Below are 17,179 nucleotides of genomic sequence, written 5' to 3' on the forward strand. Positions count from 1 at the left end.
CGGATAGCCTTTATATACCTTATTCGTGCAGTTTTACTGCCGACAAAAGCGCACCATACGCGCCAGACATCTTATTTTACCAAGGAGCTTTCCATGCGCCCTTCAGGCCGCCAGCCAGACCAGATGCGCCCCATTACCATTGAAACAGGCTTTGCCCACCACGCTGAAGGCTCTGCCCTTATTCGCGTTGGCGGCACGGAAGTACTGTGCACTGCCAGCGTAGAAAACCGCGTGCCGCCTTTTTTGCGTGGCAAAGGTACAGGCTGGGTTACGGCAGAATACGGCATGCTGCCCCGCGCCACCCACACACGCGGCAACCGCGAAGCTGCCAAGGGCAAACAGTCTGGCCGCACGCAGGAAATCCAGCGCCTTATTGGCCGCTCCCTCCGCGCCGTCACAGATCTGGACGCTCTGGGTGAAATGAGCATTACGCTGGATTGTGATGTGCTGAACGCTGATGGCGGTACACGCTGCGCTTCCATTACAGGCGCATGGGTAGCGTTGCGTCTGGCCCTTGGCAAACTGGTCGCCACCAATGTGTTGCCACGCCTACCGCTGCGCGGGCAGGTTGCTGCCGTTTCCTGCGGGCTGACAACTGAAGGCGCTGTGCTGGATCTGGATTACGTGGAAGATAGCTCTGCTTCTGCTGATACCAACTTTGTACTGACAGCAGACCGTCGCATTGTGGAAATTCAGGGCACAGCAGAAAGCGCACCATTTACGGAAGATGCGTTTGACAACCTGTTTGCACTTGCACGCAAGGGTGTAACCGAGCTGTTTGAAGCCCAGATGGCTGCCGTGGAAGCTGCAGAAAAAAAGCGCGCATGAACGCTATAAAACTGGAACGTGGCAGCACCCTTGTGCTTGCCACGCACAATGCTGGCAAGCTGGCAGAATTTGCCACTCTGCTGGCTGATTTTGGCATCAAGGTTGTTTCTGCTGGTGAGTTAAACTTGCCAGAGCCAGAAGAAACGGCAACCACTTTTGCAGGCAATGCCGCCATTAAGGCCTTAGCCGCCGCCAAAGCTGCCAACCTGCCCGCACTAGCCGATGATTCTGGGCTATGTGTGGCCGCACTGGATGGCGCACCCGGCATTTATTCTGCGCGCTGGGCTGGCCCGAACAAAGATTTTGCTGGGGCCATGGCGCGTATTGAAAAAGAAATTGGGCAAGGCAAACGCAACGCATGGTTTATTTGCGTGCTGTGTCTGGCTTTGCCTGATGGCCGTACAGAAAGCTTTGAAGGCCGCATAGATGGCCAGATTGTTTGGCCACCACGAGGCACACAGGGCCACGGATATGATCCGATTTTTGCCCCCGAAGGCGAAGCCCGCACATTTGCTGAAATGGCTGATGCAGAAAAAAACGCCATCAGCCACCGCGCCCGCGCCTTTGAGGCCTTTAAAAACGCGTGCCTGAGCTAAAAGCCTAACTACCTACACACTAACCACCTGCCGGTTCTGCGGAACTGACAGGTGGCCCCTGAATGGGGAAGCGAATGAGCAAATAAGGTGGTTGGCGCTCATCCTTACCATCATGAAAGCCCGCAAGACGGTTCCACTGCCCCAGTGTGCAATACACATGGGTGTGCGTGCAAAAAATACCGTCTGGAGAAAGAATCCGCGGGTCATGCACCATGAGTTCCATGGAACCATCCGTATTGCGGCGAAAAATGGCATCATGCTCAAAATTGGTGGTGTAAATGCGCCCTTGAGCATCTGTTGCCAGACCATCCGCCACACCTTTTTCTCCTTCATCCTTTACGGCGGCAGCCAACGCACTTTCTGAGACTGACATATCTGACAATACGGCCGTAGGCAGGCTGTACAAGCGGCGACTGGTAAGAGGGGAATAAAATACGCGGCTGGAATCCGGGCTTAAGGTGATGCCATCCACCCCGCCAGTCACAAATTTGGGTTTTTGCGCGGGATCGTATTTAAGCGGTAATCCTTCCACCACAGCCATAAAACCAGCCTCTGCCTGTGTGGAGGAATGTTTCCCCAATACGCGCCGTTGCTGACCTGTAGCGATATCTACCACCACCAAAGCCGGACTGTGGCCGAAGGAACTATCGGTTACGTAAACGGTTCCTTCCGCCCCATGTGTAAGGTCCACCCGCAAATCATTCATATGGCTGTCAGGCAACAAAGCTGGAGCTTTTAGAGCGATAGAACGCACCAACTTATTGGCAGCAGGATCAAAGCAGACAATTTTTGCGGCACCCGGCTGCAAAGGTAATCCGGCCAATTTGCCATCATCAATCGCCCAGATAAAACCGCGCGTGTCCTGTGTCATACCGTGAATGGAAAGCAAGCGTTCTGCCGGAGGGGCATCTGATGGCATGCTCAGTGCAGCACTTGGCCACGGAACAAGATGGCCATTCACCAATTCCGCCAGCGTGGCCCCTTTATGGTTAATGGCATGCCGTGGAAAGCCTACAAAAACACGACCATTATCCGTCACCACAATGCCCGATGGCCCCGGCCCATAAAACTCCGCCACAATCTCGAATGACCCGGCAGATTCGTAACCCTGATCCCCATGCACCCCGGTTTGCACAATAGCGCTTGGAGTAGCACACACAGATTTGGCGAGCGCCAAACCCACCCCTGCACCACCAGCCACAAGCAGATGCCGCCGCGCCAGTTTGGAGCTACGTGTGGGGCTAAACGGCTTCTGATTCAGCGTTATGTTCCGGCGCACCATTCCGTTGTGTCTCCAGTTCTTGGGTGAATCTGAAACACAGTGTGGCACAGATTGGCAGATATCCGGGTGTTTTCTGCCCAGCCCTTTCATCACAACACAGCGCAACACAAAAAAATGGCGCCGGAAACCGACGCCATTTTCTTAAAACGTAATGCTCAAAAAACATAAAGGAGCAGTCAGACCGCCCCTTTATGGCTGAACAATTAGTCTTCGCCGTCTGTGTTACGACGACGGATAGCTGCACCCAGGATATCACCCAGGGAAGCGCCGCTATCAGCAGAACCGTATTCGTTGATGGCCTGCTTGTCTTCTTCCACTTCACGACCCTTGATGGTCAGGGCCAGCTTGCGGGCTGCACGATCAACAGAGATGATCTTCGCATCCACGCGTTCGCCAACTGCAAAGCGTTCCGGACGCTGTTCTGCCTTATCACGGGCCAGTTCAGCGCGACGGATGAAGCCGGTCAGAACGTCATCAACCTTCACTTCGATACCGTTGGTCTGAACAGCGGTCACGGTGCAGGTTACGATGGAGCCCTTCTGAACGCTGGCAAGCGCATCGGCTGCCGGATCTTCCTGAAGCTGCTTGATGCCCAGAGAGATACGTTCTTTTTCCACATCCACGTCCAGAACCTTGGCTTTGACAACCTGGCCCTTTTCGTAGTGCTTCATGGCTTCTTCGCCCGGTTCGTCCCAAGACAGGTCGGACATGTGAACCATGCCGTCGATGTCTGCAGACAGACCGATGAACAGGCCGAACTCGGTGATGTTGCGGATTTCGCCTTCTACGGTGGAGCCAACTTTGTGCTCTTCCGCGAACTGCTCCCACGGGTTGCGCTGAACCTGCTTGAGGCCCAGAGAAATGCGGCGCTTGGCGCTGTCCACATCCAGAACCATCACGTCCACTTCCTGAGAAGTAGCGACGATCTTGCCCGGATGGACGTTCTTTTTCGTCCAGGACATTTCGGACACGTGCACCAGACCTTCAACACCCGGTTCCAGCTCAACAAATGCGCCGTAATCGGTGATGTTGGTCACGCGGCCCGTGAAGCGTGCACCCGGCGGGTACTTCAGGGCAACATTTTCCCACGGATCAGCTTCAAGCTGCTTCATGCCAAGGGAGATACGCTGCGTTTCCGGGTTGAAGCGGATAACCTGCACGCGCACCGGCTGGCCGATCTGCAGAGCTTCGGACGGATGGTTGATGCGCTTCCAAGCAATGTCGGTCACATGCAGCAGGCCGTCAACGCCGCCCAGATCAACGAACGCACCGTAATCGGTGATGTTCTTGACCACGCCATCCAGAATCATGCCTTCCGTCAGGCCCTGGATCAGTTCGCTGCGCTGTTCAGCACGCGTTTCTTCCAGAACGGCACGACGGGACACAACGATGTTGCCACGAGCGCGATCCATCTTCAGAATCTGGAACGGCTGGGGCACACCCATCAGCGGGCTAACATCACGCACAGGGCGGATATCTACCTGGCTGCCGGGCAGGAACGCCATGGCGCCACCCAGATCAACCGTGAAGCCACCCTTCACACGGCCATAAATGGTGCCGTTGACGCGGTGATTGGCTTCGAAAGCCTTTTCCAGGCTTGTCCAAGCTTCTTCACGACGTGCCTTTTCACGGGAAAGCACAATGCTGCCATCGCGGTCTTCATACCGTTCAACATACAGTTCAACGATATCGCCGGGCTTAACTTCCGGCTTTACACCCTGTGGTGCAAATTCACGCAGAGCAACGCGGCCTTCGCTTTTCAGGCCGACATCAACGATAGCGTAATCATCGGTCAGACGAACAACGCGGCCACGAACAACGGAGCCATCAAAGCCCGTGTCCCGGCCAAGGGTTTCGTCCAGAAGGGTTGCAAAATCTTCACCGCGGAAATGGTCCGCAGTCTGGGTTGTGGCTGAAGCCATGTTTAACTGTTAACCTTGGGCCTGCCTGCAATGGGCAAGCAAGCTATTCCTGCGCCCCGCATTATGCGGCACGGCTTACTTGGCATGTCTATAGGGGCCATCCCCTGTAGCCTTTTTGCCAAGCCTCAAATCAAAATAAAAACAAACCTGCCTGATACGCAGTGTTTGATCATGCACAGACACTGTGTACAGGCCGCTTGTCAATACAAACCACCCGTGCACAGCCTGAAAACCGCCAGAAAAACGGCATTGCGTTACCACTCTAACACAATTCCGCAGAATTTTTATTCTGAGATTCCAGCGAGTCGTTCTCTTACAATCTGCAATGCTTTTGCCAAAACGGCATCTGCTTCCAGTTCATCTGTTTCAATCACATATGCGTCATCCGCCACAAGCATGGGGGCAGATGCACGCCCGGCATCTGCATCATCTCGCGCACGTAGGGACTCTTCCAGTTCTGCTATACGCGTTGGTGCATCAGGGGCATTGCGGTCTCCACCAAGCTGTAAGAAGCGGCGCAAAGCCCGTGTGCTGGGGGATGCTGTAATAAACAGCTTTACGTCTGCATCCGGAAAAATAGCGGTGCCAATATCGCGCCCATCCAGCACGGCCCCTTTTTCCTGCGCGAACCGGCGCTGCGTTTCCACCAAAGCAGCGCGCACTTCTGGCTGTGCCGCCACCTTGCTAGCAGCCTGTGCCGCTACGGGTGTGCGTAAATCTGGTCTTTCCAAATCGGTGGGCAGCAAACGGGAGGCAAATTCCTGCGCAGGAGAAGCCGGATCCTGCCCAGCATCCAACGCCAAGCGCCCAACAGCACGGTAGAGCAAACCTGTATCCAGATACGGCAGATGCAAAGCTTCTGCCAACCTGCGCGCCAACGTGCCTTTACCTGCGGCGGCTGGGCCATCCACTGCGATAACTGGGCCGCCTCGTGTCATGCTACAAACCCCGCGCCAATGCTGTTCATCAGATCCAGATACTGCGGAAAGCTGGTTTCGATAAAAGAGGTATCATCAATTTCCACAGGTTTTTCAGCCACAAGGCCCATAACAGAAGCGCTCATAGCCAGACGATGATCCATGTGAGTTTCCACCTTGCCGCCGCCGGGGATATGACCTGCCGTGCCGTACACAATCATATCATTCCCTTCCACAGCGGTGCGAACGCCGTTGTTTTCCAGCAGCGCTACGGTTGCAGCTAAACGGTCGCTCTCCTTCACCCGCAGTTCTTCAACCCCGCAAAAGCGTGAAACGCCAGATGCGTAAGCTGCGGCAACTGCCAGCACCGGATATTCATCAATCATGGAAGGTGCACGTTCTGGTGGCACTTCCACGCCCTTGAGAGCAGACGCACGCACACGCAAATCCCCTACAGGTTCTCCGCCTTCTGTGCGTGCATTCAGGATTTCAAGCTGCGCACCCATTTCCTGCAATGTAGTAAACAACCCGGTGCGCAATGGGTTGAGCCCCACCCCAAAAATGGTGATGTCAGACCCAGCCACCAGCAGCGCCGCAACAAGTGGGAAAGCTGCGGATGAGGGATCACCCGGCACGGCAACATCACGCGCCACAAGGTTGGGGCGCCCCTGCAAACGAATGATTCGGCCACCATCTGGCGTTTTTTCTACAGAAACTTCTGCCCCAAAATGGCGCAACATGTTTTCTGTGTGATCACGCGTAGCAACCGGCTCTTCTACGCGCGTTTCTCCAACTGCATTCAACCCGGCCAGCAATACGGCAGATTTAACCTGCGCAGAGGCAACGGGAAGGCGATAATCCAGCGGCTTGGGGTCTGCCAAACCACGAATGGCCATGGGTAGACGGCCACCCTCACGCGCAAGGAATGTGGCACCTGTTCCGGCCAGCGGGTCCATAACGCGCTTCATGGGCCTGCGGCGGAGGCTTGCATCCCCTGTCATCACAGATGTCATGCCATGGCTGGCCAAAATGCCAGACAACAAACGGGCGGCTGTGCCTGAATTGCCCATATCCAGCACGTTATCGGGCTCTTTAAGCTGCCCAACACCCGGCCCGCTTACGCGCCACTGGCCCGGCCCTTCCTGCACGGCATCTGCCCCCAAAGCACGCATGGCTGCGGCTGTGCACAGCACATCCTCGCCTTCCAACAGGCCAGAAATATGCGTGGTGCCCTTGGCAAGGGATGCAAACATAAGGGCACGATGGCTGATAGACTTATCTCCCGGCACGCGGATGGAGCCAGAAAGAGGAGCTTGAGCGCGAGAAACCCGTAACGGGCGGGTGGAAGATGTGGTCTGCTGTGTCATACCTTGTTCATTCCGGCGTGTGGGGCGGCAAGTCAATCCGCCAGAAACCATAAAAACTGCTTTCTGCTGCCAGAAAATGCATTTGTTCTGCAAGTCGGGTTTGACAGGACACAAAACACAATGGCATTTGGCGTCGCCTTATAGTCTGGTTCGATTCCATCTCGCGTTGCGGGAAGGTATCAGCCTTCTTTCCGGGGCATCTGTGCCCCCCAATCTGACTGCTCAGGATCGACAGGTAGCAAGATGTCTCAGCCCGATCTCGGCACCAAACGCGTCTGCGTCTCCTGCGGTGCCCATTTTTATGATCTCAACCGCACTCCAGCCGTATGCCCCAAATGTGGCACGGAACAGCCCCCACTGGTGCCCCGTTTGCGCCGGAGTTCTGACACCCTGTCCAACACCCCGGCAACAGCGGCACCCGCCAAGAAACCCAGCGAAGACGACATTGATCTGGATACAGATGCAGATACAGATGCCGATGACGTGCTGGAAGATACTGCCGATCTGGATGACGATGATGATGATGACATCAGCTCTGATATTGATGTCAGCACCGATTCGGATGAACACGATTCCTGATCTGCTGCCATAAACACGGCAAAGAAAAAGCCCGCCAGAAGGCGGGCTTTTTTTATGAAGATCTCATCAAATTTTTACGCAGGTGTTGAACGTCTTTCTATTTCCACACCAACGGCTTCGATTTCTTCAAAAACATCCAGCTTTTCAATTCGTACCCGCACCACTTTCACGCGGTTATCCGCCAGCACACCGGCAGCAATACGTTCTGCCAGCGTTTCCACCAGCCTGACATGCCCCTCCGCCACAATCTGACGCACCAGCACGACCACCTGCTCGTAGGAAACGGTACGGCTCAGATCATCCGCACCAATTTCCAGATCTGTGCGGTCATCCACCCCGAATGAAACGGATACGCGAATACGCTGCGACACCCCCTGTTCGTGCGGAAAAACGCCAATATTGGCATCCAGAATCATGTTACGGATAAACAGGCGGCGCAAAGGCGGCTGATCCGCCCACGGAGCAAAAACAGCCATTTTCTATTCTTCCAATACAGCACCGGCAGGCAACGCCGGAGACCATTGTAAATGCTGCCCACCATCCAGCGCCAGCATCTGCCCTGTTACAGAGGGTAAAGCCAACAGCGCCAGTGCGGCGCGCGCAACTTCCTGAGGCGATGTGCCATGCCCCAAAGGCACAGAGGCACATTGCCGGGCAAACTGTTCTTCTGTCTGCCGCGTACTTGGCAGCGCCGGCCCGGGCCCTATGGCGTTCACACGTATACCTTTAGGGGCCAGAGCCAGAGCCATTGTTTGTGTTAACGTCCACAAAGCGCTTTTAGACACAGTATAGCTGACAAAATGCGGTGTAAGAGACCACACGCGCTCATCCAGCATATTCAACACCATACCTTGCGCCGTTTCTGGTAGCGCCTTGGCAAAATGCTGCATCAGCACAAATGGGGCACGCAGGTTGGGTTTTAGGTGCGCCATCCAGCTTTCTCGCGTGGCATTATGCCATTCATCCCGCTCAAACGTAGAGGCATTGTTGACCAGCACACCCAGCGGCCCACCCAAGGCAGCCGACGCCTGTTCGACCAGAGGTTCCACCCCTTCTTCGCGCGCCAGATCTGCTTGCAACAGGCAGCTTTTCTGCCCGCATGCGTTAATGGCGGCTGCAGTTTCCTGCGCATCTTCCTGGCCTGAGCGATAGTGAATTGCCACATCAAAGCCAGCCTGAGCCAACCCCAAAGCTATGGCTCGTCCAAGCCGAGCCCCTCCGCCCGTCACTAACGCACGACGGGGAATGGCCGCCGAAATGGGAAAACCATCCTGTGGCATCGTATCAGCCTCCTTTATCGTCATGCTGGGCGCCGGGCACCCAGTGCTGCGGCCAGAGTACCATCATCCAGCACATCCAGCGCCCCGCCCATGGGCACGCCTTGCGCAACACGGCTGACAGTTACACCACCATAAGGCGCAAGCTGATCCATCAGCCAATGCATGGTGGTGGCACCTTCCACCGTTGCACCTAGTGCCAGAATAATTTCGCGCACCGTGCCTTTGTTCAGCTTTTCAAACAGCGGGGCTACGTCCAGATCTTCTGGCCCAATTCCCGCCAATGGAGACAGTGTGCCACCTAGAACCTGATACACACCACGGTGCACACCTGCCCGCTCCAGCGCCCACAGATCACCCACTGTTTCCACAACACAGATCAAGCCCTGATCTCGCAAAGGATCAGAGCAGATATGGCATGGATCTATCGTATCCAGATTACCGCAGGATGAGCAGGTTTTTATGGCATTGCCTGCCCGCTCCATTGCGTGCGCCAAAGGCGCAAGCCGGGTTTGCGGCTCCTTGAGCAAATACAGCGCAACCCTGCGCGCAGAACGCGGGCCAAACCCCGGCAACCGGCCCAAAAGCCGGATAAGCTGCTCTATTTCCTGCCCACCCATACCGGACAATTCTGTTACTCGTTCTGCTGTATCAGAACGGTAGTTTCATGCCGGGTGGCAGGTTCAGACCACCAGTCACTTTCTGCATTTCTTCAGCTGCTTTTTCATCCAGCTTTTTGCGCGCATCCGCACAGGCGGCCACGATCAGATCCTGCAGCATTTCCATTTCTTCCGGATCAGCCAGTTTGGGATCAATTTTAATGGAGCGCATGTCCCCTTTGCCACTCAGCACAACCTGCACCATGCCTGCGCCGGCTGAACCTTCAATGTTCATGGCTTCCAGCGTGCTTTGCATTGCTTCCATTTTGGACTGCATCTGCGTAGCCTGCTTCATCAATGAGGCAAGATTTTTCATCAACTATCCCTTTATTCTCAAAACTGCCCTGTCTTTGGCAGCCTGTTGCTATATGTCACACCACACAGCCTGAGGGGCGTGCATTACCTGCTCACCGGAGTCAGTCTGGAGACATGCCCGGATCATAGGGCCGTTCATCATCATCCAGAAACTCTGCATCCAGCGGTGCAAAAAGCAGCTCGGGCACAGGTTCTTCTGGCGGTAGGCCGTAATCATCCAAACCGTGATCGCGCACTTCGCCCAATTCCGCATCCGGGAAAAACTTGAGAATGGCTTTTACCAGTGGATGCGCTTCAGCTTCCTTACGCCGAAACTGGATGATCTCAGCACCTTGCGCATCTAGCGTGGGTTCGCCTTCTTCTTCCGAAAGGCCGACCCGCCAAGACATACCCGTGGCACGGTCCAATACTTTGCGCAGTTCTTGCGCAGCGCCTGCAGGCACGTGCTGTTCAAACCGCAACACAATATGCCCCGGCGCAAAGGACACCAGATGAGCGGCATGCCGAAGCTGCCCGTGCAGGATGGCTTCTTTCTGGTCCTTCACCAAAGCCACGGCTTCTCGCCATGTACGCGGATGAGGGAGAGTTTGCGGCTCAACAGATGGCGTAGGCGCCGGAGCAGCCACTGGCACGGCAGCAGAAATGCTTTGCCCACCACTCACCATACGCAACGGCGGCGGCTGATGCCCCGCAGAAACAGATGGTGCTGGCACAGCAGAAGTGCCCCCAGCAGTTGGCATTCCAGAACTTGCACCCATACTTGGCGCAGTTCCCCCCTGCCCTGCCGAACTCCCTGCTCCAGAAAGTCGTTTTATTAAATCTTCTGGAGATGGCAGGTCCGCCACATAACAGAGGCGAATGAGCACCATATCCGCGGCAGCTCGCCTATCAGATGCAGCTTCTACTTCCTGCATCCCTTTTACCAGCATCTGCCATGCCCGCATAAGCACCGGCACTGTAAAAGTATCCGCCATATGCGTGCCGCGCACACGCTCGGCTTCTGGCATATCTGCCGAATCGCGCAGACTGGGCACAGCGCGCAAGCGGGAAACCGTGTGCACCAGCTCAAGCATATCCCCCAGCACAAGGCCGGGGTCTGCGCCGCGTGCGTATGCGGCATCCAGCAACGCCAAAGCCTGCTCTGGCTTACCTGTCAGTACGGCTTCCAGCAGATCGAACACCACTTCCCGATCTGCCAGACCCAGCATGTCACTGATAACCGTGGCGCCAATAACGCCATCTGCATCAGTCTGTCCTGTACCCTGCGCTATGGCCTGATCCAGCAAGGAAAGCCCATCACGCACCGAGCCATCAGCCGCCCGCGCCACCAATGCCAGTGCATCTGGTGACAGGCGCACATGTTCTTTTTCTGCAATGCGGGAAAAGAGCCCCACCAGTTCAGATTGCGGAACACGACGCAAATCAAACCGCTGGCAGCGTGAGAGCACCGTTACCGGCACCTTCCGCAGTTCTGTAGTGGCAAAGATAAACGTAACTTGTGCTGGTGGCTCTTCCAGCGTTTTGAGCAGCGCATTGAAGGCATTGCGAGAAAGCATATGCACTTCGTCAATAATAAAGACCTTCATGCGCCCCTGCATGGGGCGGAAGCGCGTGGCCTCTATTATCTCGCGCACATCATCCACGCCGGTGCGGGAGGCGGCATCCATTTCCAGCACATCAGGGTGCCGGTCATTTAGAATAGCCACACAGTTGGCGCACACACCGCATGGATCTGCCGTTGGGCCACCTTTGCCATCCGGCCCAATACAATTAAGAGCGCGCGCGATAATACGGGCCGTAGTGGTTTTACCCACCCCACGCACACCAGTAAGCATAAACGCATGTGCCACCCGCCCAAGCGCAAATGCATTACGCAGCGTGCGCACCATGGCTTCCTGGCCAATCAGATCATCAAATGTGGTCGGACGATATTTACGGGCCAACACCCGGTAAGGTGATGCTGCCTGATCCTGCTGCGTTGCGGGAAGCTGTTCTGGCGCCTGCTGGGCGGGCTCATCACCAAACAGACCGGGGCCTTCCATTTCAGGATTGGGGAGTCCCTCATCCTGAGGAAGCTGCGCGTCTGTTTTGTCGCTCATGCCTTGCCCGAAGAAAAAGTTCACGCCTTGTTTTATATGCGAAACACGTGCCGCATTGGCGGAAAATAACGGGTGGAAAGCCGAACAATGACCCGGACGAAACTTACCATGGCTGCTTCCTTCCGGATCTGACCGGGTTGGCAAGGTATCCGTCCACTGCCGACTTTCCGCTTTTTACATAACACTAAACGGGTGCACATGCCAACCCTGTGTAATAGCCACCAAAGCCCGTTGCTTTACCTTCTGGCCATGAACAGGCTAAAAACAGAGCACCCCAGAAGCACAGACCTGTGTATTAAGAGAGTTTTGCGCGTGTTTTTATTCCGCCCTTCCACTCCGCTTTTTCGGCCACTTGCTTTGGCATCCCTCTTTTTTATGGGCTCTTTTGCTGCATCAGCAGTTGCGCGCGCAGATGATGATCCGCCGCCCCGTACAAACGTGCCCAATGTGCAACTGCAAAAAGAGCTGGCTGTCCTACACTTTAAACCAGAAGCAGCCAGCCCGGCCTGTATTGATGCCCTGAAAGAATTGCACAAAACACAGGATATGCTCAAAGCTGAAGAAGCCCGGTCCCATGATCAGGATCTGGCTATTGCGGAGGATGTGCTGGAATCCGATTTTGAAAACTCCATAGAAATGTGCGCCCCAGATGTGCAGCGCCTGTGCGAAGCACCCAACCCTTCCGCTGAACTGGCACATACCTGCGAGAAAATTGACAGCCTGCCTGATTCTGCAAACTGATTTTTCTTTAAACCCAGAAAGGCTTGGCCCTGCATGCACAATCGCACCTTCTGGCGCGCTGTTTCTTGCCCGGCCGGGCCTTATGGTTGGCTACCCCTTATTCTGGTTGCAATATTATTTTTTATAATCGGCTTTGTAACTTGGTTAAACGGCCCGCTGATATCCTTTGTAAAAATTGCATTTTCTCTTGATGACATAAGTGCATTTTTAGTTCCTTTCGTTTTTTATATTTCCTACTTTTTATTCGCTATTCCAGCCGGTAAAATTGTAACAAAACAAGGCCTGCGGCAAAGCCTAATATATGCCCTAAGCATTATGACAGCAGGCATGATTGTTACAGGCCAGTTTATGAAAGCGGCATCCTACCCCGGCACATTATGCGGCTTTTTAATTCTGGGTAGCGGATTGGCGCTACTGCAGGTTGCGGTAAACCCTTATATAAGCTTTTTAGGGCCAATTGATCGCGCTGCACAACGCATTGCAATTATGGGTATTTGCAACAAAGTTGGTGGCATTTTAGCGCCTGTTGCTTTGGCGGCTTTCGCTATGCCGCATATCGAAAGCTTACAGTCCTCTTATAGAAATCCGGCTTTACAGCAACAATTCATTTCCGCACTTTACTGGCCTTATATAGGCATGGCTGCACTTTTGGCTCTGACCACTTTATATATAAAGTTTTCAAGTTTACCGGATATAAAAACGCCCCTTTCAAACGATAAAGAATGTAACACCCCAATAAAATTCAATCCCACCTTGTGGTTCGGTGTTATTGCCATGTTTCTTTACGTGGGCGTAGAAGTTCTGGCAGGCGATGCTATTGGCACCTATGCATCTGGGTTTCATATTCCATTAAATATCTCCAGCCTTTTCACATCAGCCACTCTTGTGTGTATGCTTTGTGGGTATCTGGCAGGGTTGATATGTGTGCCGCGCTTTCTATCTCAAGAGCGCGCTCTTTTGCTCTCCTGTTTTGCAGGCTCCACCCTAAGCGTTTTGGCATATATGGCACACGGATACGCTTCTGTTGCATGTATTGCGTTTCTTGGATTTTCAAATGCCATGATATTTCCATCTCTTTTTCCAACTGTTTTAAACTCCACTCAAAATAAAACCTCTTTTGTATCTGCGTTGCTGGTTATGGCATATTGTGGGGGTGGCATTGTGCCGCAATGCTTTGTGTGGCTAAAATCCATTATAGGATTTCAGGCAGCATTTTCAGTATTATCTTGCGCATGCTATTTTGTAATTTCTTTATTTATCCTATTTTTTTCAAAAAAATCTCACACCACAACCCTCTGATGGCTTTCTAATATGACCGAACTTTCTGGAAATCTTGTGCTCCCCAATACGATTGTAAGCGGAAGCATAAATTTTGAAACCACAATTCAGAATATTACCCCAACCAAGCATGAAACAGACCGCTACATCCTCCCGGGCTTTATTGACGGTCACATCCATGGGGGTGACGGTGCAGATACAATGGATGGTGTAAAAGCCATTCACACACTCAGCCAGTTTCATGCCCGACATGGCACGACAACATTGTTGCCTACAACAATTACCAGCCCGTGGCCTGATGTTATCAGCACGTTGCAGGCTATTGCTGAAGTTACCGGGCAGCAGATTCCCGATGGTCCCATGATACATGGCGCACATCTGGAGGGGCCTTTTGTAAGCCCACATAAACTTGGTGCCCAACCGCCTTTTAATATCGCGCCAACACCAGATAAAGTTTCAGAAGTTCTTTCCTTAAACTGTGTGCGTGTGGTGACATTGGCGCCAGAGTTGCCACATGCACAAACCGCCATGGAAAGTTTTGCCAAAGCGGGCATACGTGTGAGCCTTGGCCATACAGTTGCCAGTTATGAACAAGCCCATCAGGCTATTTGCCATATTTGCAAAGCTGGTGGCGTAGCTGGTGGCACGCATCTCTTTAACGCCATGCCTCCCATTGAAAGCCGACGGCCCGGCCCCGTCACTGCCCTTATGTGCAGCGATGCCTATGCTGAGATGATTTTTGATACACACCATATTCATCCAGCAACATTCCAGTTGGCGCAACGCGTTATGCCGGATCGGCTTGTTTTTGTAACCGATGCCATGCGTGCTGCTGGTTTGCCAGATGGCCCAAGCCAACTTGGCGGGCAGGCCGTGATTGTAGAAAACGGCACAGCACGCTTGCCAAATGGTAGCCTTGCAGGAAGTGTGCTGACACTTGATGTCGCACTACGTAATGCCGTGCACACCGGAACACCATTGCACGAAGCTGTAGCGCTATTAACACGCAATCCGGCAAACTATCTGGGCCTGCATGACCGCGGCACACTGGAAACCGGAAAACGTGCTGATTTTGTTGTAATGGATTCTAACCTGCATGTGCAGGAAGTATGGGTAGGTGGCCAGCGCATTCATTAAAAAACGGGAAGAGTTTTTGTTTTTCTTCCCGTCTTAACATGCCCGATTTACTCTGAAAGTTGCAGAACGCTTTCTACACCTTTGCGCGTACCAAGCACTGCAGCTTTTTCTTTTACTGTCAGCTTGTGCTCAACTTCAGAAACCGTGTGAGATTCAGAAAGTTTTACCAAGCCAACCAACTGATCTGCATTGATAGGATCACCAGCTTTACGTTCTGGTGGCAGCATGGCCATATGTGCCTGCGCCAGCCCTACATCTGCACGCAAAGCGCGCAAAGCATCTTCTGGAAGGTCTGGAGCTTCATCACTTTCGCGGTCCTGTTCAACTTTTTTTAGAACATCCGGCATATTGGTTTCTTCTGGCACCAGAAGGAGGCCTGCCTTACGAAAATCCAAGCCCACGTTACGGCTGCTGGTAAAAGCTACCAGAGGAATGGAAAAAACCAGGCCCAACAAAACAGGCGTCATCCAGAAAAATAGTGACGGGGAAACAACCCATGCCCCAGCGCCCAACAATAAGCCGAAAATGGTAAAACGCCCATATTGGCGGACAATATCCATAAACGGCACGCCGCCATCATCTCGCCGCTGCGCATTCCAACCGGAATCATGACCTGTGAGAATGGAGAATACGCCAAGCGTTTGAATCAACATGGCTATTGGGGCAATCAAGCCACCAATCAGCGTTTCCACCAATATGGAACCTGCTGCACGTATGGCGCCACCACACCCTTTGCAATTTTCTCTATCCAGCAATAGCGCGATATAAGCGAGAAGTTTTGGTGCTAACAGCACAATCATGGTGCCAATAAACACGTACTTCGCCTGCACGGGGTCAACATGTGGCCAGTGCGGGTAAAGAAGTTTTGTTTCACCAAAATATTCAGGCCGTTCAAAATGCGCCTGAAGGGAAATGAGAATACCAGTTAGCAAAAACACAAGCCACAAAGGGGATGTTACATAAGCCCCAATGCCCACAATCATGTGCATCCGGCTAACCCAATGCAGCCCCTTTGTTGGCAGAACCTTGACGTGCTGAAGGTTGCCTTGGCACCAACGCCTATCACGAATAGCAACATCGGTAAGAGAAGGCGGGCTTTCCTCATAAGAACCATCAAGCGCTGGCACCATATGTATGGCCCAGCCCCCACGGCGCATCAGAGCAGCTTCTACAAAGTCATGGCTCAGAATATGCCCACCAAAAGGTGGTTTGCCCGGCACATGTGGCATACCCGCCTGTTCAGCAAAAGCGCGTGTGCGGATAATGGCATTATGGCCCCAGTAATTTCCTTCGGAGCCATGCCACCATGCAATACCGTACGCAATAACTGGCCCATACACGCGGCCCGCAAACTGTTGCAAACGCGCAAAAAGCGTTGTGCCACCAGTAATAACTGGAAGTGTCTGTATTAGCCCTACGCCGGGGTTACGCTCCATGGCGGCGGCCATACGCACAAGCGTAGCGCCAGACATAACGGAGTCTGCATCCAGCGTAACCATATGGTCATACGCTCCGCCAAAGCGGCGCACCCATTCCCCTAGGTTACCTGCCTTACGTTCCACATTGTTATGGCGGCGGCGATAAAAGATATGATCATATCCGCCAGTTTCTTCACGCAGTGCCAGAAATGCAGCTTCTTCCTCTACCCATACATCCGGGTTTGTTGTGTCCGACAAAATAAAGAAATCGAACGCAGCCAGTTCTCCTGTTTCCTGCAAACTGGCGTAAATGGCTTTCAACCCCGCCATAACGCGACGAGGGGGCTCGTTATACGTAGGCAGCAAAACAGCGTTCCGCCGTGTGAGCTGAGGCAGAGGACCAGATTTGCTAATCCCCAGTCCAAGCCCACCATGTGCAACCAGAGAACAGAACCCGGCAACCGAAGATGTAAATGCCAGCGCAATCCACATAAACAAAGCAATAAACAACAGCAGCATGATCACACCCAAGGTGGAAACACCTGCCTCATCCATCACTTTATGTGTGCGCCATGCGCCATAAGCCGTCAGCAGCAAAGCTGATCCAATAACAGCCAACCGACGCAGCACAATATTCCGTGGAGAGGTTACAGGCGTGCGGCCACGCCCAGCCATATTAGGTGCAGCATGAAAATTCTGCACCGGCATATCCAGCGGAGATTCTGAAGGAAGAGCACGAAACATTTGTGTAGAATCCGGCATGT

General features: G+C 53.6%; 16 protein-coding genes and 1 other RNA gene. 6 read left to right on the top strand and 11 right to left on the bottom strand.

The annotated features are described in order from the left end of the window. Positions 1-93 precede the first annotated feature (93 nt). Both rph and rdgB read left to right on the top strand, forming a co-directional pair. Positions 94-828: a ribonuclease PH gene (rph, locus tag QQM41_RS05815; RefSeq protein WP_050818987.1), complete on the top strand. Its 735-nt coding sequence runs from the start codon at positions 94-96 to the stop codon at positions 826-828. Further along, positions 825-1,424, top strand: coding sequence for an RdgB/HAM1 family non-canonical purine NTP pyrophosphatase (rdgB, locus tag QQM41_RS05820; protein WP_050818986.1), 600 nt, complete (start codon positions 825-827; stop codon positions 1,422-1,424). Before rph ends, rdgB begins: the two co-directional genes overlap by 4 nt. Before the next feature lie 19 nt (positions 1,425-1,443). Here the strand turns inward: rdgB and QQM41_RS05825 are convergent, their stop codons facing one another. The 4 genes from QQM41_RS05825 to aroA form a co-directional block, all read right to left on the bottom strand. Continuing rightward, the gene (locus QQM41_RS05825; RefSeq protein ID WP_339078070.1) at positions 1,444-2,796 is read right to left on the bottom strand and encodes an L-dopachrome tautomerase-related protein; all 1,353 of its coding nucleotides are present in this window, start codon (positions 2,794-2,796) and stop codon (positions 1,444-1,446) included. Between the two features lie 113 nt (positions 2,797-2,909). After that, positions 2,910-4,628: a 30S ribosomal protein S1 gene (rpsA, locus tag QQM41_RS05830; RefSeq protein WP_042786349.1), complete on the bottom strand. Its 1,719-nt coding sequence runs from the start codon at positions 4,626-4,628 to the stop codon at positions 2,910-2,912. Positions 4,629-4,912: 284 nt separating this feature from the next. Next, positions 4,913-5,566 carry a (d)CMP kinase gene (gene cmk / locus QQM41_RS05835; RefSeq protein ID WP_339077974.1) on the bottom strand — a complete coding sequence of 218 codons (654 nt, stop codon included), beginning with the start codon at positions 5,564-5,566 and terminating at the stop codon, positions 4,913-4,915. After that, positions 5,563-6,963 (bottom strand): 3-phosphoshikimate 1-carboxyvinyltransferase, encoded by a 1,401-nt coding sequence (aroA, locus tag QQM41_RS05840; RefSeq protein ID WP_208729215.1) that lies wholly within the window; start codon positions 6,961-6,963, stop codon positions 5,563-5,565. Before aroA ends, cmk begins: the two co-directional genes overlap by 4 nt. 192 nt (positions 6,964-7,155) lie before the next feature. Between aroA and QQM41_RS05845 the strand changes: the two genes are divergently transcribed. Further along, positions 7,156-7,491: a TIGR02300 family protein gene (locus QQM41_RS05845; RefSeq protein ID WP_050818983.1), complete on the top strand. Its 336-nt coding sequence runs from the start codon at positions 7,156-7,158 to the stop codon at positions 7,489-7,491. Between the two features lie 74 nt (positions 7,492-7,565). On the opposite strand, the gene folB is transcribed toward QQM41_RS05845, so the two are convergent. From folB to ffs, 6 genes are all read right to left on the bottom strand, one after another. Then, complete coding sequence (gene folB, locus QQM41_RS05850; RefSeq protein WP_003624885.1) at positions 7,566-7,967, bottom strand: dihydroneopterin aldolase; 402 nt, start codon at positions 7,965-7,967, stop codon at positions 7,566-7,568. Between the two features lie 3 nt (positions 7,968-7,970). Then, positions 7,971-8,771, bottom strand: coding sequence for an SDR family oxidoreductase (locus QQM41_RS05855; RefSeq protein WP_339077975.1), 801 nt, complete (start codon positions 8,769-8,771; stop codon positions 7,971-7,973). A 20-nt stretch (positions 8,772-8,791) separates the two neighbouring features. Next, a complete protein-coding gene (gene recR, locus QQM41_RS05860; protein WP_003624888.1) occupies positions 8,792-9,388 on the bottom strand; it encodes a recombination mediator RecR in 597 nt (198 codons plus the stop codon). 31 nt (positions 9,389-9,419) lie between these two features. Beyond that, complete coding sequence (locus QQM41_RS05865) at positions 9,420-9,743, bottom strand: YbaB/EbfC family nucleoid-associated protein (RefSeq protein ID WP_003624890.1); 324 nt, start codon at positions 9,741-9,743, stop codon at positions 9,420-9,422. Positions 9,744-9,843: 100 nt separating this feature from the next. Then, positions 9,844-11,841, bottom strand: a complete 1,998-nt coding sequence (locus QQM41_RS05870) for a DNA polymerase III subunit gamma/tau (RefSeq protein WP_339077976.1) — start codon at positions 11,839-11,841, stop codon at positions 9,844-9,846. A 71-nt stretch (positions 11,842-11,912) separates the two neighbouring features. After that, an RNA gene (gene ffs / locus QQM41_RS05875) (signal recognition particle sRNA small type) lies at positions 11,913-12,010 on the bottom strand. A 29-nt stretch (positions 12,011-12,039) separates the two neighbouring features. On the opposite strand from ffs, the gene QQM41_RS05880 reads away from it, so the two are divergent. From QQM41_RS05880 to nagA, 3 genes are read left to right on the top strand one after another with little or no spacing between them, the layout of a single operon-like run. Next, positions 12,040-12,582 (top strand): hypothetical protein, encoded by a 543-nt coding sequence (locus QQM41_RS05880; protein WP_050818980.1) that lies wholly within the window; start codon positions 12,040-12,042, stop codon positions 12,580-12,582. Between the two features lie 33 nt (positions 12,583-12,615). After that, a complete protein-coding gene (gene gluP / locus QQM41_RS05885) occupies positions 12,616-13,881 on the top strand; it encodes a glucose/galactose MFS transporter (protein ID WP_339077977.1) in 1,266 nt (421 codons plus the stop codon). 12 nt (positions 13,882-13,893) lie between these two features. Continuing rightward, positions 13,894-14,997: an N-acetylglucosamine-6-phosphate deacetylase gene (gene nagA, locus QQM41_RS05890; protein ID WP_339077978.1), complete on the top strand. Its 1,104-nt coding sequence runs from the start codon at positions 13,894-13,896 to the stop codon at positions 14,995-14,997. A 47-nt stretch (positions 14,998-15,044) separates the two neighbouring features. Here nagA and mdoH read toward each other — a convergent pair whose 3' ends face one another. Continuing rightward, a complete protein-coding gene (gene mdoH / locus QQM41_RS05895) occupies positions 15,045-17,177 on the bottom strand; it encodes a glucans biosynthesis glucosyltransferase MdoH (RefSeq protein ID WP_196332602.1) in 2,133 nt (710 codons plus the stop codon). Positions 17,178-17,179: the final 2 nt, after the last annotated feature.

It is taken from the genome of Acetobacter sp. AC2005 (assembly GCF_037901235.1).
GTDB classification, from domain to species: domain Bacteria; phylum Pseudomonadota; class Alphaproteobacteria; order Acetobacterales; family Acetobacteraceae; genus Acetobacter; species Acetobacter oryzoeni.

Excerpts from the sequence above, each read along its gene's own strand:
- recR (WP_003624888.1), bottom strand. The coding sequence starts at position 9,388 with ATGGGTGGGCAGGAAATAGAGCAGCTTATCCGGCTTTTGGGCCGGTTG.
- folB (WP_003624885.1), bottom strand. The coding sequence starts at position 7,967 with ATGGCTGTTTTTGCTCCGTGGGCGGATCAGCCGCCTTTGCGCCGCCTG.
- QQM41_RS05845 (WP_050818983.1), top strand. The coding sequence starts at position 7,156 with ATGTCTCAGCCCGATCTCGGCACCAAACGCGTCTGCGTCTCCTGCGGT.
- aroA (WP_208729215.1), bottom strand. The coding sequence starts at position 6,963 with ATGGTTTCTGGCGGATTGACTTGCCGCCCCACACGCCGGAATGAACAA.
- QQM41_RS05855 (WP_339077975.1), bottom strand. The coding sequence starts at position 8,771 with ATGCCACAGGATGGTTTTCCCATTTCGGCGGCCATTCCCCGTCGTGCG.
- rdgB (WP_050818986.1), top strand. The coding sequence starts at position 825 with ATGAACGCTATAAAACTGGAACGTGGCAGCACCCTTGTGCTTGCCACG.
- QQM41_RS05825 (WP_339078070.1), bottom strand. The coding sequence starts at position 2,796 with ATGAAAGGGCTGGGCAGAAAACACCCGGATATCTGCCAATCTGTGCCA.
- QQM41_RS05880 (WP_050818980.1), top strand. The coding sequence starts at position 12,040 with ATGCCAACCCTGTGTAATAGCCACCAAAGCCCGTTGCTTTACCTTCTG.
- gluP (WP_339077977.1), top strand. The coding sequence starts at position 12,616 with ATGCACAATCGCACCTTCTGGCGCGCTGTTTCTTGCCCGGCCGGGCCT.
- mdoH (WP_196332602.1), bottom strand. The coding sequence starts at position 17,177 with ATGCCGGATTCTACACAAATGTTTCGTGCTCTTCCTTCAGAATCTCCG.
- rpsA (WP_042786349.1), bottom strand. The coding sequence starts at position 4,628 with ATGGCTTCAGCCACAACCCAGACTGCGGACCATTTCCGCGGTGAAGAT.
- QQM41_RS05870 (WP_339077976.1), bottom strand. The coding sequence starts at position 11,841 with ATGAGCGACAAAACAGACGCGCAGCTTCCTCAGGATGAGGGACTCCCC.
- cmk (WP_339077974.1), bottom strand. The coding sequence starts at position 5,566 with ATGACACGAGGCGGCCCAGTTATCGCAGTGGATGGCCCAGCCGCCGCA.
- QQM41_RS05865 (WP_003624890.1), bottom strand. The coding sequence starts at position 9,743 with ATGAAAAATCTTGCCTCATTGATGAAGCAGGCTACGCAGATGCAGTCC.
- rph (WP_050818987.1), top strand. The coding sequence starts at position 94 with ATGCGCCCTTCAGGCCGCCAGCCAGACCAGATGCGCCCCATTACCATT.
- nagA (WP_339077978.1), top strand. The coding sequence starts at position 13,894 with ATGACCGAACTTTCTGGAAATCTTGTGCTCCCCAATACGATTGTAAGC.